19 protein-coding genes and 1 riboswitch are annotated in these 22,441 nt (G+C 36.2%); of the genes, 18 read left to right on the top strand and 1 reads right to left on the bottom strand.

From position 1 onward, the window contains the following. The first annotated feature begins 26 nt into the window (after window positions 1–26). Window positions 27–1,001, top strand: a complete 975-nt coding sequence (locus AZF04_RS06250; RefSeq protein WP_061948017.1) for a YpdA family putative bacillithiol disulfide reductase — start codon at window positions 27–29, stop codon at window positions 999–1,001. A gap of 252 nt (window positions 1,002–1,253) precedes the next feature. On the opposite strand, the gene AZF04_RS06245 is transcribed toward AZF04_RS06250, so the two are convergent. Beyond that, window positions 1,254–2,222, bottom strand: a complete 969-nt coding sequence (locus AZF04_RS06245; protein ID WP_061948016.1) for an asparaginase — start codon at window positions 2,220–2,222, stop codon at window positions 1,254–1,256. Between the two features lie 130 nt (window positions 2,223–2,352). Here AZF04_RS06245 and prsW point away from each other — a divergent pair, with 130 nt between their 5' ends. The 17 genes from prsW to tnpA all read left to right on the top strand — a co-directional run bounded on the left by prsW (window position 2,353) and on the right by tnpA (window position 22,308). Then, the gene (gene prsW / locus AZF04_RS06240; protein ID WP_061948015.1) at window positions 2,353–3,000 is read left to right on the top strand and encodes a glutamic-type intramembrane protease PrsW; all 648 of its coding nucleotides are present in this window, start codon (window positions 2,353–2,355) and stop codon (window positions 2,998–3,000) included. 23 nt (window positions 3,001–3,023) lie between these two features. Beyond that, the gene (locus AZF04_RS21385; protein ID WP_169802508.1) at window positions 3,024–3,188 is read left to right on the top strand and encodes a hypothetical protein; all 165 of its coding nucleotides are present in this window, start codon (window positions 3,024–3,026) and stop codon (window positions 3,186–3,188) included. A gap of 93 nt (window positions 3,189–3,281) precedes the next feature. Further along, a riboswitch (SAM riboswitch) is annotated at window positions 3,282–3,382 on the top strand. Between the two features lie 102 nt (window positions 3,383–3,484). Continuing rightward, window positions 3,485–4,591 carry a methionine biosynthesis PLP-dependent protein gene (locus tag AZF04_RS06235; RefSeq protein ID WP_061948014.1) on the top strand — a complete coding sequence of 369 codons (1,107 nt, stop codon included), beginning with the start codon at window positions 3,485–3,487 and terminating at the stop codon, window positions 4,589–4,591. Window positions 4,592–4,618: 27 nt separating this feature from the next. Further along, window positions 4,619–6,457, top strand: coding sequence for a bifunctional homocysteine S-methyltransferase/methylenetetrahydrofolate reductase (locus tag AZF04_RS06230; RefSeq protein ID WP_061948013.1), 1,839 nt, complete (start codon window positions 4,619–4,621; stop codon window positions 6,455–6,457). 34 nt (window positions 6,458–6,491) lie between these two features. Next, the gene (gene metH / locus AZF04_RS06225) at window positions 6,492–9,935 is read left to right on the top strand and encodes a methionine synthase (RefSeq protein ID WP_061948050.1); all 3,444 of its coding nucleotides are present in this window, start codon (window positions 6,492–6,494) and stop codon (window positions 9,933–9,935) included. A 1,019-nt stretch (window positions 9,936–10,954) separates the two neighbouring features. Next, window positions 10,955–11,926: a spore cortex-lytic enzyme gene (gene sleB / locus AZF04_RS06220; RefSeq protein ID WP_061948012.1), complete on the top strand. Its 972-nt coding sequence runs from the start codon at window positions 10,955–10,957 to the stop codon at window positions 11,924–11,926. A gap of 21 nt (window positions 11,927–11,947) precedes the next feature. Further along, on the top strand, window positions 11,948–13,318 hold the full coding sequence (ypeB, locus tag AZF04_RS06215) for a germination protein YpeB (RefSeq protein WP_235599935.1): 1,371 nt from the start codon (window positions 11,948–11,950) through the stop codon (window positions 13,316–13,318). Between the two features lie 90 nt (window positions 13,319–13,408). Then, on the top strand, window positions 13,409–14,050 hold the full coding sequence (locus AZF04_RS06210) for a flagellar brake protein (protein WP_061948011.1): 642 nt from the start codon (window positions 13,409–13,411) through the stop codon (window positions 14,048–14,050). A gap of 393 nt (window positions 14,051–14,443) precedes the next feature. Beyond that, window positions 14,444–15,118: a (d)CMP kinase gene (gene cmk, locus AZF04_RS06205; RefSeq protein ID WP_061948010.1), complete on the top strand. Its 675-nt coding sequence runs from the start codon at window positions 14,444–14,446 to the stop codon at window positions 15,116–15,118. Continuing rightward, window positions 15,119–15,700, top strand: coding sequence for a lysophospholipid acyltransferase family protein (locus tag AZF04_RS06200; protein ID WP_061948009.1), 582 nt, complete (start codon window positions 15,119–15,121; stop codon window positions 15,698–15,700). Between the two features lie 72 nt (window positions 15,701–15,772). Continuing rightward, a complete protein-coding gene (rpsA, locus tag AZF04_RS06195) occupies window positions 15,773–16,927 on the top strand; it encodes a 30S ribosomal protein S1 (protein ID WP_061948008.1) in 1,155 nt (384 codons plus the stop codon). A 379-nt stretch (window positions 16,928–17,306) separates the two neighbouring features. Continuing rightward, window positions 17,307–17,975, top strand: a complete 669-nt coding sequence (locus AZF04_RS06190) for a YphA family membrane protein (protein WP_061948007.1) — start codon at window positions 17,307–17,309, stop codon at window positions 17,973–17,975. Between the two features lie 113 nt (window positions 17,976–18,088). Further along, window positions 18,089–19,402, top strand: coding sequence for a ribosome biogenesis GTPase Der (gene der, locus AZF04_RS06185; RefSeq protein WP_061948006.1), 1,314 nt, complete (start codon window positions 18,089–18,091; stop codon window positions 19,400–19,402). Between the two features lie 17 nt (window positions 19,403–19,419). Next, on the top strand, window positions 19,420–20,040 hold the full coding sequence (plsY, locus tag AZF04_RS06180) for a glycerol-3-phosphate 1-O-acyltransferase PlsY (RefSeq protein ID WP_045484123.1): 621 nt from the start codon (window positions 19,420–19,422) through the stop codon (window positions 20,038–20,040). 38 nt (window positions 20,041–20,078) lie between these two features. Continuing rightward, window positions 20,079–21,122, top strand: coding sequence for an NAD(P)H-dependent glycerol-3-phosphate dehydrogenase (locus tag AZF04_RS06175; protein WP_061948005.1), 1,044 nt, complete (start codon window positions 20,079–20,081; stop codon window positions 21,120–21,122). Between the two features lie 72 nt (window positions 21,123–21,194). Continuing rightward, window positions 21,195–21,461: a stage VI sporulation protein F gene (locus AZF04_RS06170; RefSeq protein ID WP_045484117.1), complete on the top strand. Its 267-nt coding sequence runs from the start codon at window positions 21,195–21,197 to the stop codon at window positions 21,459–21,461. A gap of 385 nt (window positions 21,462–21,846) precedes the next feature. Further along, window positions 21,847–22,308: an IS200/IS605 family transposase gene (gene tnpA / locus AZF04_RS06165; protein WP_061948048.1), complete on the top strand. Its 462-nt coding sequence runs from the start codon at window positions 21,847–21,849 to the stop codon at window positions 22,306–22,308. Window positions 22,309–22,441 lie beyond the last annotated feature (133 nt).

Genomic DNA, 22,441 nt, shown 5'->3' with positions numbered 1-22,441 from the left:
GTAATGGGCGAAATGGAGTGGCAAAAATGATCAAAGAAAAAATCATTATAATAGGAGCAGGACCTTGTGGATTAGCCGCTGCAATTGCTTGTCAAGATGCAGGCTTTGAACCACTTGTTATAGAAAAGGAAAATGTTGTTCACACATTATATCGCTTTCCAACTCACCAAACTTTTTTTAGTACAAGTGAAAGATTAGAAATTGGTGAAGTAGCTTTTGTAACAGAGGAAAGAAAGCCTAGAAGAAATCAAGCTTTATCTTATTATCGTGATGTTGTCGAAAGAAAAAATATTCGTATTCAGACTTTTGAACAAGTACTGTCAGTTGAAAAGAAAGAGTCAGGCGATTTTTATATCAAAACATCAAAAGATGAATATCAAGCGAGTTATGTCATTATTGCAACAGGCTATTATGATTCGCCAAATTTTCTAAATGTACCAGGAGAAAAGCAAAATCATGTTTTTCACTACTTTAAAGAAGCACATCCTTATTTCCGAAAAAAAGTAGTCGTAATTGGTGGAAAAAACTCAGCAATTGATGCAGCATTGGAGCTCGAAAAAGCGGGTGCGCATGTAACGGCTTTATATCGTGGAAAGGATTATTCATCAAGTGTCAAGCCATGGATTATGCCAGAATATCAATCACTCGTTAACAATAATCGTATTATGTTAGAATTTGAAGCTGATGTACAAGAAATCACAGAAAATGAAGTTATCTATTCTGTTAATGGCCATCAAAAGAAAGTAGAGGCAGAGTTTGTTTTTGCCATGACTGGCTACCACCCCGATCATCAGTTTCTAAAAAATATGGGAGTGACGGTGGATTCAGAAAGTGGAAGACCTTATTTCCACGATGAAACGATGGAAACGAATATTTCTAATTTATTTATTGCAGGTGTCATCGCAGCCGGGAATAATGCGAATGAGATATTTATAGAAAATGGTCGCGAGCATGGAAAGCCGATAGCTTCTTATATTAAGGAAAAAGAGAAAAAAAAATAATACAGATAGAATAGGTTGTACCAAGTGGTTTTTATTTAAAAATCTAAAAGGGTGCAGCCTTTTTTGATTGGCTAATTTTCACCATATCATTCTAATAGGGATTCAAAGCGGAAAAGTGCTGAGTTTCCACTTTTAAAAAAAGTTAGTTCGGTCTCACCCCACCGGACAGGAAGTGTCATGGCGGAGCGAATAACCGGTCACCTAACATGAGGAATCATTCATACGTAAGGTCCCAACCTCTTTCCTAATCCATTATTTCAAAAAGAGGGATTGCAGTTGGTCTTGATTATTGGTTATCTCTAAGGCAACCATTAGCTTAAGCCTCGCTTTTTGACCATTTAGTCCATTGGTGAAAATAACGCCCATTTCTTTAAGTTGCTTTCCACCACCTTTATAGGCATAAACATCCTGTACTACGCCACTGTAGCAACGCGATACTAGAATCACAGGAACATTTCTTTTTAATAAATGATTAAGTGGCTCGACGATAGAAGGTGGGATATTTCCTTGGCCAAAAGCTTCTAAAACAAATCCATCTAACTCTGTTGCTGAAAGTGCTTGTATGATTTCAGCTGTCATTCCAGCATAGGCTTTTAAAAGAATGACTTTTTTGTTGAGATTAGTGATCGTATAATTTTCTCTTTCAATTAAAGTATGATGAAATCGAACCTCTTGCTTTGTAATCATACCAATAGGACCAAATTGTGGGCTTTGGAAAGTGGCGATATTACTTGAATGAGTTTTAGTGACGTTTTTCGCGCTATGTATTTCATCATTAAATACGACAAGCACTCCCTTATTTTGGGCCTCAGTAGTTGCAGCAGTTCGAACCGCAGAAATAAGGTTATGAGGTCCGTCAGAGCCAATTTCATTGCTAGAACGCATAGCACCTGTTACAATAATAGGAATTTCCCAATCGAAGTATAAATCAAGTAAATACGCTGTTTCTTCCAACGTGTCTGTTCCATGAGTAATGACTATGCCTTCATAATGATTTTCTGCCACTTTCTGCTGTATTCTTTTAGCGAGCTGCAGCATTAATTCAGGCGTTATATGCGGGGATGGGAGATTAAGAAAATCGTCATTATCAACAAGTGCTATAGTTGATAGAGTATTCATTATGGAATATAATGGATTAGATTCATTTTGAATGACGGCTCCTTGTGAATTTTCTTGCATGCTGATTGTTCCGCCTGTATGTATAATTAAAATTTTCTTCATGAAAATCCACCTCAAATTATGATAATATGGAAATAGTACATTTTTACATTATAACGTTAAATTTTTTTAGCGTCACTTACTTTTCTCTTCACAAGTTTAGTGAATATTGCATAGAAAGGTCGGGACTCATTTGTTTGCGGTTTTCACAGCAGCCATTGCGCCTGGTATGGCGCTTCTGGCTTATTTTTATTTAAGAAATCAGTATACTCCAACAATTAATGGTCTCATTTTAAGAACTTTTTTTATTGGAGCTTTGTTAGTTTTTCCTGTAATGGTTTTACAATATGCATTTATGATAGAAGATGTTTTTTCCGATTCGATTTCTCAATCCATTATTGTTTATGGTTTTTTTGAGGAATTTTTCAAATGGTTTTTGTTAATAATTTTTGCGTATCAACATGGGGAATTTAAGAGAAGATATGATGGTATTATATTTGGTGTTTCGATTTCATTAGGATTTGCATCCGTGGAAAATATATTTTACTTATTTGCACATGGATTAGAAAATGCTGTTGGGCGGGCTATTTTACCAGTATCAAGTCATTCATTATTTGGTGTTATTATGGGTTATTATATGGGTAAATCGAAGCTAGAGCCTAACAATAAAAGCTCATATATGATTTTAGCATTATTATTACCAGTGGCTTTACATAGTTTGTATGATTTAATTCTTTCTGTATTTCATTTTTATTTCCTTTATATCATGATCCCTTTTATGATTTTGTTATGGTGGTTTGCGCTACATAAAGTAAAAGTGGCAAGTCAGTTAGACGACTAATTATTATATCTGAGGTGAGCAAGGTGAACAATATTCGATATCGTGTAATCATTCGTTGTCCACAATGTGGAGAGAAATATATTCTTAGAGGAAAAAGAAATGAAAAAGGAGAATACGAAACGGGTTTTAAAAAATGTGTCTGTGGCAATGAATCTAGCTTAACTATAGACGCGACTCCTGAAAAATAAATGGATGTACATTTATGGAAATATGAAAAAGTACTTGCAAAAATGTTCGAATTATTGTAATTTTATTTCAATACACATAAATGCATAGATGGTTTCTTATCGAGAGAGATGGAGGGAATGGCCCGACGAAGTCTCAGCAACCAGCCTTTTGGTCAGGTGCTAAATCCATCAAGCGAATGCTTGAAAGATAAGGAGAAGATATATTTGGTTATCCATAACACCTTCTTCTTATTACTTGAGAGAAGGTGTTTTCTGTATATTTTAAGCAAAATGACAAAAAAGTAGGGGTGGACTTTATGGAGAGAAAAAATCTTGAAACATTATTAGCACAAATAGGAAATCGATTAGATGATAAAACGGGAACTATTAATACTCCCGTTTATTTCTCAACAGCATATAGACATACAGGAATTGGCGAATCAACTGGCTATGATTATGCTAGAACAGGTAATCCGACTCGTGAGGTATTAGAAAATGCTATTGCCGAGCTAGAAGAGGGTGATAGAGGCTTTGCGTGTAGCTCTGGAATGGTAGCTATTCAAACGGTACTATCTATCTTTGAGCAAGGAGACGAAATTATTGCATCAAAAGACTTATATGGCGGAACCTATCGTTTATTTGAACAAGGATGGAAAAAATGGGGTATCGATTTTCACTACGCAGATCCACGGAATTTAGATGAAGTTGAATCATGTATAACGGAAAGAACAAAAGCTATCTTTATTGAAACACCAACGAATCCGTTAATGCAGGAGGCTTCTATTTCAGATTTAGCCAAAGTGGCAAGTGAAAATAACTTGTTATTAATTGTTGACAACACTTTCTATACCCCTTTATTACAGCAGCCTATTTTAGAAGGAGCTGACATTGTAATCCATAGTGCTTCTAAGTATTTAGGAGGACATAATGATTTGATTGCAGGACTTGTAGTAGCAAAAGGAGAAGAATTGTGTGAAAAGTTATTCTATTTCCATAATGGCATTGGAGGAGTTCTTTCCGCGTTTGATAGCTGGTTACTCATTAGAGGCATGAAGACATTGGCATTAAGAATGAGAAAACATGAGGAAAATGCACAAAAAATGGTTGAATATCTTCAAGGACATAAGGCCGTTACGGATGTTCTTTATCCAGGTAAAGGCGGAATGTTATCATTTAGAATTTTAAAAGAGGAAATGGTTAATCCATTTTTACAGAATCTTTCCCTTGTTTCTTTTGCCGAAAGTTTAGGTGGGATAGAAAGCTTAATGACGTATCCTGCTACACAAACGCATATGGATATTCCAGAAGAAATAAGAATCGCGAATGGTGTATGTAATCGTTTGTTACGCTTTTCAGTTGGGGTAGAGCAAGCAGAAGATTTAATCGCTGATTTAGAGCAAGCATTCGAATCTGTATTAAATTAATCTCAAAGTAAAGGGGAGAGATCCATTTTGAATTTATTAGAGAAATTAGAAAATTCAATCCTTGTGGGAGACGGAGCGATGGGGACTTTATTGTATGAACAAGGTATTGACACTTGTTTTGAAGCCATTAATCTCTCCAATCCTAGTAGAATTACGGAAGCGCATAAGGCGTATATAGATGCTGGTGCAAATGTTATTCAAACAAATACTTATGCAGCTAATCGATTAAAATTAGAAAAATACGGAATGGCCCATTTAGTGAAGGAAATCAATCGAAAAGGCGTGGAGATTGCAAATGAAGTGGCCAATGATGAAATCTATGTATTAGGAACGGTTGGCGGGATTAGGCGTTACCAAATGGAGGAATGGTCACTTGCAGAAATAAAATCTGCCTTTTTTGAGCAAATGACAGAGCTTCTAAAAGAAGGTGTAGATGGTTTATTATTAGAAACCTTTTATGATATTGAAGAAGCTATCATGGCAACTAAACTTGCGAGGAAATTAACGGATCAGCCTATTGTCGTTAATGTATCATTAGGTGAAGTGGGAGTGCTTCAAGGTGGTGTTTTATTAGAGAAAGCTCATCAACAGTTAGTAGAAGTAGGAGCCGATGTTGTTGGATTAAATTGTCGAATGGGACCTTTTCACATGTTGAAGTCCATTGAAGGTATTCCCATTCCAAAAGACCGATATTTAGCTGTTTATCCTAATGCAAGTTTACCTGATTTCAGAGATGGTCGATATTATTATCAATCAAACACCGATTATTTTGCTGATATGGGTAAGAGGTTTATTGAACAAGGTGTGAGATTGATAGGTGGATGTTGTGGTACAACTCCTGAACAAATTCGTGCATTTGCGAAAGTAGCAAAGTCTTCTAAGCCGGTTCTAGAGAAAGTGGTAAAGCCTCGCCTAGAAATTAGCCATCAAATGCCGGTTGAAAAAATTCAAGAGACTCTTCCTGAGATTGTAAAAAAACGTTCTTCCGTAATAGTAGAGTTAGATCCACCGAAACGATTGGCTGTAGATCGTTTTTTAAAAGGAGCAAAAGCTTTAAAGGAAGCCGGAGTGGATGCTGTTACTTTAGCGGATAATTCCTTGGCCAGTCCAAGGGTAGATAACATGGCATTAGGGGCTATGATGAAAAATAATCATTCCGTTCGACCATTAGTTCATGTGACGTGCCGAGACCGAAATTTAATTGGATTACAATCCCATTTAATGGGTCTTCACGCTTTAGGGATTCATGATTTACTTGCGATTACAGGAGACCCAACAAAGATTGGTGATTTTCCTGGAGCAACATCTGTTTATGATATGACTTCTTTCCAGCTCATTTCTATGATTAAACAATTAAATGAAGGAATTTCATTTTCAGGTAAGGATTTAGGTCAAAAGGCAAGCTTTTCGGTAGGAGCGGCCTTGAATCCTAATGTCCGTCATCTCGACAAAGCGGTTATGAGAATGGAGAAAAAAATTACTAGTGGTGCTGATTATTTTATGACTCAGCCCATTTACAACGAAAAACAAATTATTCAGTTATATAATGAAACGAAACATATAGAGCAGCCTATTTATATTGGGATTATGCCTTTAACTAATACAAGAAATGCAGAGTTTCTTCATAATGAGGTACCGGGCATTAAGTTAACCGATCAAATTAGGGAAGTCATGGCTAAACATGGCGATCATAAAGAGGCGGCTGCTAAAGAAGGAATTTCAATTGCTCAATCTTTAATAGATGTAGCTTTGGAGCATTTTAATGGTATATACTTAATCACACCATTTTTAAGATACGAAATGACCGTGCAATTAACGAACTATATTCGTTCAAAAACGATAGAGAAGGAAAAAAGTTTTTTATAGGATGTTTTTGGAGAGAAAAAGAGAGGTAGTTTTCATGACAAAATCTTTAATAGAAAAGCAACTAGAATCAAAAATCTTAATCATGGATGGAGCCATGGGTACGATGCTTCAAAATGCTGAATTAACAGCAGAGGATTTTGGAGGAGAAGAATTTGAAGGCTGTAATGAGCATCTAAATGAAACAGCACCGGCTGTGATTTCAAACATACATGCTGAGTATTTAGAAGCAGGTGCGGATATTATTGAAACGAATTCCTTTGGCTCAACTGATTTAGTTTTAGATGACTATGATATCGGTTTTAAAGCAGAGGAACTTAGCTTTCAAGCCGCTTACTTAGCAAAACAAGAGGCGATTAAATATTCAACTAATGATTGGCCGAGGTTTGTAGCTGGAGCCATGGGGCCAACGACAAAATCCTTATCGGTTACAGGTGGTACAACTTTTGAAAAGCTAATTCATTCTTATTTTATTCAGGCTAGAGGGCTGATTCGTGGCGGCTCTGATTTATTATTATTAGAAACAAGTCAGGATATGAGAAATGTAAAGGCTGCTTTTTTAGGTATTCAACAGGCTTTTACTGAATTAAATATAGAGCTCCCTATTATGGTTTCTGGAACGATCGAACCAATGGGAACGACATTAGCGGGTCAAAATATTGAAGCTTTTTATTTATCCTTAGAGCATATGAAACCAATTGTTGTAGGCTTGAATTGTGCGACTGGCCCCGAATTTATGAGAGATCATATTCGCTCTCTTTCAGAGCTATCATCGACTTATGTAAGCTGTTACCCTAATGCAGGGCTACCAGATGAAGAAGGTCATTATCATGAATCACCAGAATCTTTAGCGAAAAAGCTAGCTGGTTTTGCTGAAAAAGGCTGGTTGAATGTTGTTGGAGGCTGTTGTGGAACAACACCTGAGCATATTCGTGTGCTACGAGAAGAGTTTTCAAAATACGAGCCAAGAAAAAAGGAAGAAAAAAAGGGCCATGCGGTTTCAGGAATTGAGCCACTATTATATGATGAGAGCATGCGGCCCCTTTTTGTTGGGGAAAGAACGAATGTCATTGGGTCTAGAAAGTTTAAACGGTTAATAGAGGAAGAGAAATATGAAGAAGCTTCTGAAATCGCTCGTGCTCAAGTAAAAAAAGGTGCACATGTCATTGATGTTTGCTTAGCTGATCCCGATCGTGATGAGAAAGAGGATATGGATAACTTTTTATCTTATGTCGTAAATAAAGTGAAAGTTCCTTTAATGATCGACTCTACGGACGAAGACATTATTGAATCGGCCCTAACTTATTCACAAGGAAAAGCGATTATTAATTCAATTAATCTAGAGGATGGAGAGGAACGATTTACAAAAGTTGTTCCGACCATAAAGAAATTCGGAGCGGCAGTCGTTGTAGGTACGATAGATGAGGAAGGTATGGCTGTAACTGCTGAACGAAAGTTAGAGGTTGCAAAGCGTTCTTATTCATTATTAGTCGATCAATACGGAATCAAACCGAGCGATATAATTTTTGATCCACTCGTTTTTCCAGTAGGGACGGGAGATGAACAGTATATAGGCTCGGCTAAAGCGACGGTTGAAGGTATTCGTTTAATTAAAGAGGCGCTGCCAGAATGCTTAACCATTTTAGGTGTAAGTAATGTTTCCTTCGGATTACCTCCAGTTGGCCGAGAAGTGCTAAATGCTGTTTATTTATATCATTGTACGCAGGCTGGACTTGACTATGCGATTGTAAATACCGAGAAGCTTGAAAGGTTTGCCTCGATTCCAGAAGAAGAGAAAAGAATGGCAGAAGAGCTTTTATTTAAAACAACGGATGAGAGCCTGGCGGAATTTACCGCTTTTTATCGAGGGAAAAAAACAGAGAAGAAGAAGGAGCTTTCTCATTTAACTTTGGAAGAGAGGCTTGCCGATTATATAGTAGAAGGCTCAAAAGAAGGGTTAACGAAGGATTTAGATGAAGCTTTATCCAAGTATGATACTCCTTTGGATATTATTAATGGTCCACTTATGAAAGGAATGGATGAAGTTGGCCGATTGTTTAATAATAATGAGCTAATTGTTGCTGAGGTATTACAAAGTGCAGAGGTGATGAAAGCCTCTGTTGCACATCTAGAGCCATTTATGGAGAAAAAAGAAGACGATAATGGCAAAGGAAAAATTATCTTAGCTACGGTTAAAGGTGATGTGCATGATATCGGAAAAAATTTAGTAGAAATTATATTAAGTAATAATGGATTTAAAATTGTTAATTTAGGAATTAAGGTTAGTTCGAATGAAATTATTGATGCCGTCCGACGAGAAAGACCAGATGCCATTGGTCTCTCAGGCTTATTAGTTAAATCAGCTCAGCAAATGGTATTAACAGCTCAAGATTTGAAGCAGCAAGAAATTTCAATTCCTATTTTAGTGGGAGGAGCTGCTTTAACACGAAAGTTTACTAATAATAAAATTGCCGCTGAATATGATGGACTTGTCTTATATGCAAAGGATGCCATGAATGGATTAGATATTGCTAATCGATTAGTAAAAGTCGAAGAGCGAGAAAAGTTAGCTCTTGAAGTGGCTGAAAGTCGTGAAAAAAGTGATAAACAGGCAGCCATAAAACGTGAAAAAACAAGCGATGAAAAAGTGCCTGAGCGCTCAAATGTGTCCGAGAGTGTTTCTGTTTATGTGCCACAAGATTTACAAAGTCATGTGATTAGAAATTACAAGCTATCTCATGTAGAGCCATATGTGAATCGACAAATGCTCTTAGGTCGGCATTTAGGATTACAAGGGAAGGTTAGCCGTTTGCTTGCTGAGGGAGATAAGAGAGCCGTTGAATTGAATGAAAAAGTCAATGATTTTCTAGCCAAAGTAAAAGCAACGGAAATGCTACAAAGTCATGCTCTCTATCGATTTTTCCCAGCTCAATCAAATGGAAATCAAATCTTTATTTATGATGATCCAATAAAGAAGAATATTATTGAAACTTTTGAGTTTCCTCGTCAAAATAAAGCACCTTACCTATGCTTAGCTGATTATATAAGAAGTGTTTCGAGTGGAGAGATGGATTATGTAGGCTTTTTAGCCGTAACAGCAGGCAAAGGAGTTAGGGAGCTTGCTGAAGCTGCCAAGCAATCAGGTGATTATTTAGAAAGTCATTTAATACAATCTGCTGCTTTAGAGATCGCAGAAGGATTAGCAGAAAGAGTTCATCAACTAATGAGAGATCAATGGGGATTCTCTGATCCGGTTGACTTTACAATGGATGAGCGATTTGCGGCTAAATATCAAGGTGTAAGGGTTTCTTTTGGATATCCTGCCTGTCCAAATCTAGAAGATCAGGCGAAGCTGTTTAAGCTTATAAACCCAGAGCAAATAGGGATTGAGCTAACAGAAGGTTTTATGATGGAGCCTGAAGCAAGTGTAACCGCAATGGTCTTTGCTCATCCTGAGGGCCGTTATTTTAATGTTTTATAAGAATTAATCAAAAACATGGATGTAACAGTAGCTATATGAATTTTTAGGTTTTGATTCAACTATCTTAGTATAATTTATGGCAGTTGAATCATTTCCATAAAAAAGTATACATGAAACCATCTACTAAATTTAAACCTCTTTTTCATTCATATAATGAAAAGGAGGTTTTTTAATGACTAAAAAGGTTCAAGGCGATTAAAACGAAAAAAAGAAATTGAAGGTTTTGAAGGTTTAACGAGAAACACACTCAAAAATTACAATAAGTTTTTCAAAAAAATGGTGAGTACTAATTTACTCTGTATCACAGTTTCATATCTCTCGTTCTCTTATTACTGATCGTTCATTTTTTTCATCTGAAAAAGAACTTAATCAAATCAAGCAAGATGAGTGAATTTCATAAGGGCTCTATAAACGAATAAAACCGAACGTTTCTTATAAAATATGTTTTAACATTTGCGAATTAACTTCATGATTGAAACGGTAGGTAGTGACTCCCAAAGGAGTAGCGCAGTCTGAAGATCCAATCTGACGACGCTCTTCATAGTCAGAGTTAGCTGAAGACAAGCCCTTGGGAAAGCATCTACCTAAAGTGAAAATCAAAAACCAACCCGCTCGGTTCTCGTTATACGATAGGAATGATGAAATGGATTTATTTAAAAAGAAAAATCATTTATTTTAAAAAAATTCTTTAACTCTATTTGTTTGAATTTAATTCACCAGTCTCTATTACATGTAGAATATCTTTCTTTATCCATTTTAATGAATGAACCCTTACTTTGTATTTAAACAAAGTAGGGTTTTATTATGGGGAAATTACTATAACCAAATACAGTTTGATTTTGTTCATATATTCATCGATTTCGAAATCATTGAACCTTCTTTAAAAGGTTTTTTGGATTATTTAGTAAGTGAACGGATAATTAAACAGATTTTGTCTAAAAATAAATTTGAAACAAATAATCCGATCAAAAATAGGTAGCTAAAACTAACAGATGGATCGACAACAGGAGGTTAACGAGATGAAAAATAATCTGTTCAATAAGCGTTCGATTTTAATGACCTTAATGCTTTTTAGCTTATTGTGTATGACATACCCTTTACAGCATGCAGATGCTTTCTCAGAACAAGTCATACAACATGGAGCAACAGGAGAAGATGTAGTCGAATTGCAATCTAGATTACAGTATATCGGTTTTTATAATGGCAAGATTGATGGAGTGTTTGGCTGGGGAACATATTGGGCTGTGCGCAACTATCAGTATGAATTTGGAATGGATATTGATGGTTTAGTGGGACCTAAAATGAAAAATATGCTTGCAAAATCAACTAATTATAATCGTCAGCATGTTCAGAAATCATTAGAAGAAGGTCGGAAATTTACACATTATGGAGGGACACCAAAATCTATCCAAAAGGGTGAAAAGGGAAGTAATAAACGAGGTGGCGGTGCTTCCAAAGGACAACAGCCTACACCTAATCGAAATAATCAAGGAAACGGTGGTGGGGACCAAGGAGAACAGCAAGGTGGGGAGCAAGCGGGAACTCCTGAAAATGTTGAAACTCCAAGCCCTGGACAACCTGCTGAACAAGGAAATGAAATATCAATTGAAAAAGCAACAAATGTTCCAGCAGGATACTCTGACAATGATATTAGAATGATGGCACAAGCTGTTTATGGAGAAGCGCGAGGAGAGCCTTATATTGGTCAAGTGGCTGTAGCGGCCGTTATTTTAAATCGAGTCAATAGCCCAACTTTTCCAAATACAGTATCAGATGTTATTTTTGAACCGCGAGCTTTTACTGCGGTCGCTGATGGCCAAATTTGGCTAGAGCCTAATGAAATCTCTCGAAGAGCTGTCTTAGATGCTATAAATGGTCAGGATCCTACCGGTAATGCTCTATATTATTTTAATCCTAATACAGCGACCTCAGGTTGGATTTGGACAAGACCACAAATTAAACAAATCGGAAAGCATATCTTTTGCCATTAATTCGATGAAGGAGGTAATTCGATGAATAGAGATACAAAAATTGTGACTAGAAATGTCATTATTGGACTTTTGACAGTAGCTCTTATTGGTTCGATTTTCTGGGCCTATCAAGAGAGAGAGCAGAAGCTTGCCTTACAAATAAATAGTGAAAATAATTATCAGCGTGCTTTTCATGATCTAGCTTTTCACATTGATCAAATTGAAGATCAGCTAGGCTCGACATTGGCGATGAATACTAGAAGACAGCTTACCCCATCGCTTGCTGAGGTTTGGAGAGTAACCAGTTTGGCACAAGATGAATTTGGTCAACTACCACTCTCTTCAATTGATAATACACAAACGGAAGAGTTTTTATACAATCTAAGTAAGTTTAGCTATCGAACATCGATTAGAGATTTAGATAAAGAACCACTTACAGAAGAAGAATATCAAAAATTAGAAAATTTATATGGTTTATCTAAAGAAATTAGAAAAGAAATTAGACATTCACAGGCACAGGTTTTAGCTAATGGTGAGAGCTGGCTTGATATTGAAAAGGAAATGAATGCTAAACAAACTCCAGAAAGTAGCGGAGTGTTATCTAATTTTGAGATCATGAATAAATCAGTTGAAGGTTATAGTGAGATTGAATGGGGACCCGAGAATGCTTCTATGCGAGATATTAATGGACAATTGAAAAAAGCATTAACAGGAAAAAAAATCTCCAAAGAAGAAGCTAAAAAGATAGCAAGAGATTATTTAAATATTGAAGAAGATATTATGATTAACATCACCGAAGCAGGGGACAGCCTGCAATATCCAGCATATACATTAGAGATTGATGACCCCGATCATCAGAAGAATTATTATATGGATATTAGTATACATGGAGGAAAGCCAATTTGGTTTTTACAGGATCGGCAAATAGAGGAAAGAAAAATTAGTTTGAATGAAGCATCTGAATTAGGTAAAAAGTATCTAGAAAAACAAAATTATAAAGGGATGCAGCTAGTCGATAGTAAACAATATGATTCAGTAGGCGTTTTAGAATTTGTCTATGTTGATGAAGATGTAAGAGTTTATACGGATTCTATCATGTTAGAGGTTGCTCTGGATGACGGGGACATTCTTGGGTATGAAGCAAAGGATTATATTATTAATCATAAGGAGCGAGATATACCAAATCCAAGTATATCCATAGAAGAAGCTAGAAAAAATATAAATCCTCGTGTTGAAGTGATGGAAGAGCATGTAGGTTTAATTAAAAATGAACTAGGTAAAGAAGTATTATGCTATGAGTTTCTAGGCGTAATTAACGATGAAACCTATCGAATTTTTATTAATGCAGAAGATGGTGAAGAAGAGTTTGTTCAAAGATTACCACAATCAGAATCTATGCATCATTATGAATAAAAACTTTGAAGAAGAAGCAAACAGTAGCTTCTTCTTTTTTTTATTTCATGCGATAATAATAAATATGGGAAAATGGAAGGGTGTGAAAAGATGGTAGAAGTAGGAGATACACTACATTTTGAATTAATTAAACAATCTGAAAGTGGACAACCTGAAAAATATCATAGTAAAGTCCTAGATTTATTACAGCATGATATAGTCATTGAGTACCCCATTAGTGTCGAAACGGGAAAACAAAGCTTCTTTTGGGATGGAACTCAGTTTTTAGCATCTTATGTTGGACAGGATACCGCTGTTTATCAATTTGAAACAGAGATTATAGGGAGAAAAAAAGAAGAAATACCTGTTCTTATTATTAAGGGACCCGTTGACTTCGAACGGATTCAAAGAAGGGAATATGTGAGAGTATCAGCTAATATGGATTTGTCCCTATCAATTAATGGAAAAAGTATACATAGTTCGTCGATCGACTTGAGTGGTGGTGGGTGCTCGTTTTTAATTTCACAACAAGTTAAGGTTACAGATGATCAAGAGTTTATGCTAAGCCTTTCTTTAAAATTACCAAATGGTATACGTACGATTCGAACGAAATCAAGGGTGGTACGCAGTAATACAGTAAGAGGAAATAAGCAGATGATTTCTTGTGAATTCTTAGATATTCCGGTGCGGGAGAGAGAGCATATTATTCAATTTTGTTATAAAAAGCAATTACTCGAAAAAACAGAAAAATAGTCATGATTGAGTGAATTTCATCATTGCTCTATAAGCCAATGAAACCGAACGTCTCTTATAAAATATGTTTTGAATGTTTTTAAATAAACTTGTTGATTGTAACGGTAGGTAGTGACTCCCAAAGAATGAGCGCAGTTTGAAGATCCACTCTGACGAAGCTCTGAATAGTCAGAGTTAGCTGAAGATAAGCCCAAAGCATCTACCTAAAGTGAAAATCAAAACCTTATCGTTCGTTTTTCATTATAAGATATGAATGATAAAATTGATTTGATTGTATAAATAATCTCATTAGACCGCAAAAAAAGAGTATGATAAAATAGAATATGTGAAAAATATCAAAATTGTAATAAAGTCTTAATGTAGAAGCTTTTGGACTTGGATGAGGTGTAATAAATGAATAATTGTATAGCTATCGCCATTGATGGACCAGCAGGTGCAGGTAAAAGTACAGTCGCTAAGTTAGTAGCTGAGAACTTATCTTTTTTATATATTGATACTGGAGCGATGTATAGAGCCATCACTTATGCAGCCATAAAAGAAGATGTACCTTTAGAAAATGGGCAGAAATTAAGAGATTTGCTAGATAGCATTTCGATTAAGCTTATAAGTGAAGAAAAAGGGACAAAGGTATTAATAAATGGTGAAGATGTTACAACAGATATTAGAACAAACGAAGTAAATCAGAATGTTTCATTAGTTTCTAGTCATGAACTAATTCGGATAGAAATGGTAGAGCGCCAGCGGGTTTTAGCTGAAAGTGGACAAGTAGTACTTGATGGTCGAGACATAGGAACACATGTCTTACCAAAAGCAGAGGTGAAAGTATTCTTAACGGCCTCCGTTGAAGAACGTGCGAAAAGAAGATACGAAGAGCAGTTGAAAAAAGGGATAGAGACTGACTTTGAACAATTAAAACAGGACATTGCTAGAAGAGACGAACTGGACTCAACAAGAGCGATTGCTCCTTTAAAGAAAGCTGTAGATGCGATCGAGCTAGATACAACGACATTAACGATTGAACAAGTTGTAGCAAAGATTATTGAACTTGTGAAGGAGAGAGTATCATAAATGGGCATTTATCAATTTGGTCAAATGGTATGTCGAGTTTTCCTTTCTTCTTTTTATAAAGTGGAAATAGTCGGTGAAGAAAATATTCCAAAGGAAGGGGGAGTTGTATTATGTTCAAATCATATTAGCAACTTAGATCCTCCTTTGTTAGGTGCTTATTTACAACGACCTATTCATTACATGGCTAAACAGGAATTATTTGAGAAACCAATTTTAAAAGGATTGTTACCAAAGCTAGGAGCTTTTCCTGTAAGAAGAGGAATGAGCGACAAGCAAGCGCTTAGAACGGCTATCCAATATTTAAAAGATGGCGAGATATTAGGCTTATTTCCTGAAGGAACTCGCAGTAAGGACGGCAAGCTAGGGAAAGGCTTATCTGGTGCAGGATTTTTCGCTTTAAGGTCAAAAGCTACTGTTATCCCTTGTGCGATCGTTGGTCCATATCAAAAATTTAAAGTTGTAAAAATGGTTTATGGTAAACCGATTGACTTTGAAACATATCGTGAACAAAAAATAGGGGCAGAAGAAGCTACATCGATCATTATGAGCGAAATTCAAAAATTAATTGATGAACATTCTTGATGATAAACCTTGCTTATACATTATTTTTAATATAAATCATTTAAAAAAATGAAGTTTAAAGGAGGAAGAATGATGACGGAAGAAATGAAGAATGGACTAGAGGAATTAAAAGCTTTAGAAGTCGGTGATGTGGTTTCAGGAAAAGTTACAAAAGTAGAAGAGAAACAAGCTTTAGTAGATGTTGGTTATAAATTGGATGGGATTATTCCTATTAGTGAATTATCCAGCTTGCATGTTGAAAAAGTGTCTGATGTATTATCAGTAGATGAAGAATTAGAGTTAAAAATTATTAAATTAGAAGATGATGAGCTTATTTTGTCAAAGAGAGCTGTCTTATCTGAAAAAGCTTGGGAAAAGTTACAGCAAGCCTTTACGGAAAACGAATTATTAGAAGTCGAAGTAGCTGAGGTTGTTAAAGGTGGTTTAGTGGTTGATTTAGGTGTAAGAGGGTTTATACCAGCATCCTTAGTAGAAAGACATTATGTGGAAGATTTTTCAGATTATAAAGGAAAATTAGTTCGTCTGAAGGTCGTTGAGTTAGATAAAGAGCATAATAAATTAATATTATCGCAAAGAGCTGTTTTAGATGAAGAAGAAGACCAAAAGAAAAAGAATGTATTACAAGAAATTCAAGCTGGTGATGTGATAGAAGGTACGGTTCAAAGGTTAACCAATTTTGGCGCCTTTGTTGATCTAGGTGGTGTTGATGGACTTGTGCATATTTCTCAATTAGCGCATCATCGCGTTGAAACCCCTTCAGATGTTGTTTCTGAAGGAGACCAAGTAAAAGTGAAAGTTCTTTCTGTGGATACAGAAAGCGAGCGTGTTTCGTTATCTATTAAGGATACACTACCAGGACCATGGGAAAAGGTTGAGCAGCAATTACAGGTCGGTGATACAGTTAAAGGGATCGTGAGACGTATGGTGTCATTCGGAGCTTTTATTGAAGTAGCTGACGGAGTGGAAGGGCTTGTGCACATTTCACAAATTGCCAATCGACATATAGGTACTCCATCAGAAGTTTTAACAGAAGGAGAAGAAGTCGAAGCGAAAGTGCTAGATATCAATAAGGAAGAAAAAAGAATCTCATTAAGTATTCGTGCTCTTTTACAGGAAGATTCAGGGCAAGAGAATTATGAAGAATATGAGAAGATGAAAGAAGAAGAGTCGACTGGATTTTCACTTGGTGATATGATTGGAGACCAATTAAAAAAATACAAATCATAATGTTCTTTAAATTTAATAAGAAGACAAAAAGTGAAAGTATTAAAGTCAATCTTTGCAAATGAATGGTGAATTTGAAAGAACCTTTATGAAATGACACACTTTAGAGAAAACCAGTCAAAGAATTTCAGTGGAGTGACTGTTCAACTAGAGTTGACTTTTTTAAGTATGTTCGATTGACAGCCCCCCACGATACGGGCTCTGCGTGAAGAGAAAAAATGCCGTTGTGTTAGGGCTAAGTAACATTTTTAGCAAAGAACGAACGAATCGACCTCTATATGATTAGATTTGGTGTCTTATTTATAGGCTCTAAATTATGATGATTAAATTTACGATTCTTGGTCGATACTTTTTATAGAATCAACCAAGAGGAGGAGGGGATATGGAAGGAAGTTCGTTTATTTGGATGTGTTGGCTATTATGGGTTTGGTCTACATTTTTTTTAGAAAAATCAAACAAACGATTTTACTTAGCTACTATAAGTTTATTATTAATAGCTTTAATACCCGTGGAAATAGAATTATTTTCAGTGAAATTAAATATGGCCATTATTTTTATTTTTATTCTTTTGTGTTACTTAATGAGGACTATTCGCTTACTAAAGCTACTCTACATGCTCGGGATCTCTATTTGTATTGCAATGGCATGCATTAGCTTCCAATTATTTTCCCTTTACGATCCGGTCGTTTTATTTATAGACATTAGATATTATTTATCAGCATTTTCTATTTTGTTAGCTGCTTTCGTTTTTGGGCGATTTAGTCATAAATTATCGACTTGTATAATGGGAATTGTTATAGGTGAGTTCTTTTGGGGGATTACTTCTTATACATTTTTTTCAGTTGGCCAGATTGGTCGATTATTCATTTTTGATGTTGTTTTTTACTCAGCATTGTTTTTGCTTTCCTTATATGGATTTAAGCAATGTGCTTTATTTATAAATAGAATTCTTACTCTATGGTTAAAAAGCAGACACTGGATTGAAGAAGAGCGTTTTTCAAATACTCAATCTGCGAAATCAACTATAAAAGGTCAAGTCGCTAAAGGTTAAAATCATTATAGAGCCATTTATCGAATAAATATGTACAAGTCGGATAAGTTTTAGTAGAATAAATAAGTTGTAAGATAAAAGTAATTAAGTATAGAAAGAAAGGTCGTGACGCTATGACGAAGCCAGTATTGGCGATTGTAGGCCGTCCGAATGTTGGTAAGTCAACGATATTTAATCGGATCGTTGGTGAAAGAGTCGCAATTGTAGAGGATATGCCAGGAGTTACTAGAGATCGTATTTATAGCTCTGGAGAATGGCTCAATAGGGAATTTAATTTAATTGATACAGGTGGAATTGAAATTGGAGATGAACCGCTACTTGTTCAAATGAGAGAACAAGCCGAGTTAGCGATTAAGGAAGCTGATGTAATTGTTTTTATCGTAAATGGAAAAGAAGGTATCACATCAGCAGACCAAGAAGTAGCCAAGCTATTATTTCGTTCAAAAAAACCAGTAGTACTCGGGGTAAATAAAATTGATAACCCTCAAATGCGTGAAGAATTATATGAGTTTTATTCACTTGGAATTGGAGAACCATATCCTATATCAGGAGCACATGGTTTAGGTTTAGGGGATTTATTAGATGCCGTCAATGACCATTTCCCTCCTGAGCAGACAGAAGATTATGATGAAGAAACTATTCGTATAGCCTTAATTGGTCGTCCTAATGTTGGAAAGAGTTCGTTAGTAAATGCCATGCTAGGAGAAGAACGAGTCATTGTCAGTAACATCCCAGGAACGACAAGAGATGCTATTGATACACCTTTTGAAAAAGATGACGACAAATATGTGTTAATTGACACCGCTGGTATGAGAAAAAGAGGGAAAGTGTATGAAGCAACAGAAAAATATAGTGTGCTTCGTTCTCTTAAGGCAATAGAGCGCTCTAATGTAGTGCTAGTTGTTATTAATGCAGAAGAAGGAATTATCGAACAAGATAAAAAAATAGCGGGTTATGCTCATGAGGCTGGAAGAGCAGTCATCATTGTCGTAAATAAGTGGGATACAGTCGTAAAAGATGATAAAACCATGAAGAACTTTGAACAAAAAATTAGAGATGAATTTTTGTTTTTAAGTTATGCACCCGTTTTATTTTTGTCGGCTAAAACGAAGCAACGTTTACAATTCGTATTGCCAACAGTAAATAAAGTAGCTGAAAATCATGAGCTTCGTGTACAAACGCATATTTTAAATGATGTGATCATGGATGCTGTCGCAATGAATCCGACGCCAACAGATAAAGGAAAGCGATTAAGGATTAGTTATGTTACTCAAGTAACCGTTGCACCGCCAACATTTGTGTTTTTTGTGAACGAACCTGAACTTATGCACTTTTCATATCAAAGGTTTTTAGAAAATAAGCTTCGAGCTACCTTTGAATTTGAAGGGACGCCAATTAAAATCATAGCTCGTAAAAAGAACGATTAAAAGCGGTGGGGGAGAATATGGACGTTATTTTATTCGTTACAAGCCTTATCATTGGTTATTTATTAGGATCGATTAGTTTTAGTTATTTGATTGCTAAGAAAATAAAAAAAGTGGATATTCGTCAGCATGGTAGTGGAAACGCAGGGGCTACGAATACATTACGTGTACTAGGTGTTGGGCCGGCAGTGGCTGTACTAATATTGGACATCCTAAAAGGGATCATTGCAGTCATTATAGCCTCACTTTTAGCTCCAAATGATTTAGGGTGGTATCCAGCGATGGCAGGTTTAGCTGCGATATTAGGGCATAATTGGCCGATATTTTTCCGTTTTAAAGGTGGGAAAGGTGTGGCAACAACGATTGGAGTGCTGGCGTTTTTAGTATTTTTACCATCTTTAATTGCAGGAGTGATTGCGATAGCAAGTATATTTTTGACTAAATATGTTTCTTTAGGTTCCTTATTATTTGTGATTCTAACTCCAGTGACGACTTTTTTATTGTTGAATACATTAAATATTCCATCTTCGTACTTTATACTCACATTTATCGTTGCGCTTCTTTCATTGTGGAGACACCGTACAAATGTCGTTCGGATTTTTAATGGTACAGAAAATAAAATTGGAAAAAAAGCTGTCTAATAGTTATGATAAAATTTCTGAATTAGGAGATGATGCTTATGGCAAAAGTAGCAGTAATAGGAGCTGGTAGCTGGGGGACAGCTTTGGCGCTTGTTCTTGCTGATAATGAGCATGAAGTGAAGTTGTGGGGTAGAAGACAGGAACAAATGGATGAAGTCACTCATAAGCATACAAATCATAAATATTTACCTAACATTACTTTACCTCCTTCAATTGAAGGTACTGTGGATTTGAAAAAAGCCATTACGGGCGCTGAATTTATTGTGTTAGTCACCCCTACAAAAGTGATAAGAGAGATGGTTCAACAATTAATCAAGGTGATGGAAAAAGAAGCGGTCATTATTCATGCGTCAAAAGGAATTGAACCAGGGACACACAAGCGAGTGTCGGAAATGATTAGTGAAGAATTTGAGCAAACCAATTTCATGAAAGATTTAATTGTACTATCAGGGCCTAGTCACGCAGAAGAAGTGGCATTAAGGCAACCAACAACGGTTACGGCTTCTTCTCTAAATATCAATGCAGCAGAGCAAGTACAGGATTTGTTTATGAATCATCACTTCCGTGTTTATACGAACGCTGATTTAATAGGTGTTGAAATAGGCGGTTCATTAAAAAATATCATTGGCTTAGTTTGTGGATTAACGAATGGACTTGGATATGGAGATAATACCAAGGCGGCGATTATGACGAGAGGTTTAGCAGAGATGGCACGATTAGGAATTAAGCTTGGTGCAAATCCAATGACATTCTCGGGTCTTTCTGGATTAGGAGATTTGATTGTAACATGTACGAGTGTGCACTCTCGAAATTGGCGTGCAGGTCAAATGATTGGTCAAGGCCTTGTTTTAGATGAGGTTTTGGATAAAATGGGTATGGTTGTAGAAGGTGTTCGTACAACGAAAGCTACCCATGAGCTTGCAACAAAGTTAAATGTGGAGATGCCTATTACCAATGCTTTATATAAAGTGCTTTTTGAACAAGTAAATCCAAAAGAAGCTGCAGAGCTTTTGATGGGTCGCTTAAAAAAACATGAGGTTGAAGAGGTATCCAATTATCTATTAACTGAAATCGATCAATAATAGGATTTGCACCTATCTCCTTTCTTCGCATAGGATATGTTGAAACTATGTTAGTATGGAGGAGGTCGCATCATGTTTCAAAAGAACGACCATTCATTTATGGATAAAGTTCAAAAAAATACGAATGTAAGACCTGATCAATTGTTGAAGTTGGCGAATTCTGTTAGCAGTGCCAATTTTCAAGATGAAGCAACGGTTCGTCAGTTAATTAACCAAGTAGCAAAATTAGCGAACAAACCAGTTTCAAAGGAAAAAGAAGACCAGCTTGTTCAAGCGATTTTACAAAATAAAGTTCCAGGTGATTTCTCTTCTCTTGCAAAAATGTTTAATAAAAAATAAAGCAAACTCTTAGGCTAATGTTGACGCTTATAAGAAGTGTTTGCATATACTTTATAGAACGGACATTATAATAAGGGCTTTGTTACTAGAAGGGTTTAGTTGTGTTGAAGAAGTGTGCCCCCGCTTCTTCAACCTTTTTTAGTGGTTTAGAAAACCCCTGGCTATGCCGGGGGTTCAAAAGAGCTTCTAGCGTGGTATTAAAAAAACCTCACTTCATGGTAGGATAAAGTTGGTTTCCCGACCGGGTTTAGAAAACCCCTGGCTATGCCGGGGGTTCAAAAGAGCTTCTAGCGTGGTATTAAAAAAACCTCACTTCATGGTAGGATAAAGTTGGTTTCCCGACCGCTTTATCTCACCAAAGAAGGAGGTATGCCCTGTGAAGGACATGAATAGTTTAGCACACACAACATGGAATTGTAAGTATCATATCGTCTTTGCGCCAAAATACAGAAGGCAAATCATCTATGGAAAATATAAAAAGAGTATTGGTCAAATCATAAGGGATTTATGTGAACGAAAAGGTGTGGTGATTCATGAAGCAAATGCTTGTCCCGACCACATTCATATGTTAGTGAGYATCCCGCCAAAGCTAAGTGTTTCTCAATTTATGGGATACTTAAAAGGGAAGAGTAGTCTCATGATATTTGATCGACATGCGAATTTAAAGTATCGATATGGAAATCGGAAGTTCTGGTGTCGTGGCTTCTATGTCGATACGGTGGGTAGGAATAAAAAGAAAATACAACAATACATTAGGGAGCAGCTAGTAGAAGAYCATAGAGGAGACCAGATATCGTTGTTSGAAGACTATGATCMATTTACCGGTGAGAAGAACAAGAAGAGATAAAGAAATTCTTTAGAATGGGTGAGTGAATGTGGTGCAAGCGGGAGACCTATTCAGTGGGCCTTTAAGGCCGAGGCCGGTAAGAGAGGCTTCTAGCCGCAGAGCAAACCACCCGTTACCACGGGTGGTTTTGATT

It is taken from the genome of Alkalihalobacillus trypoxylicola (assembly GCF_001590785.1).
GTDB classification, from domain to species: Bacteria; Bacillota; Bacilli; order Bacillales; family Bacillaceae_D; genus Alkalihalobacillus; species Alkalihalobacillus trypoxylicola.
This window is presented reverse-complemented; position numbering and strand designations above follow the sequence as displayed.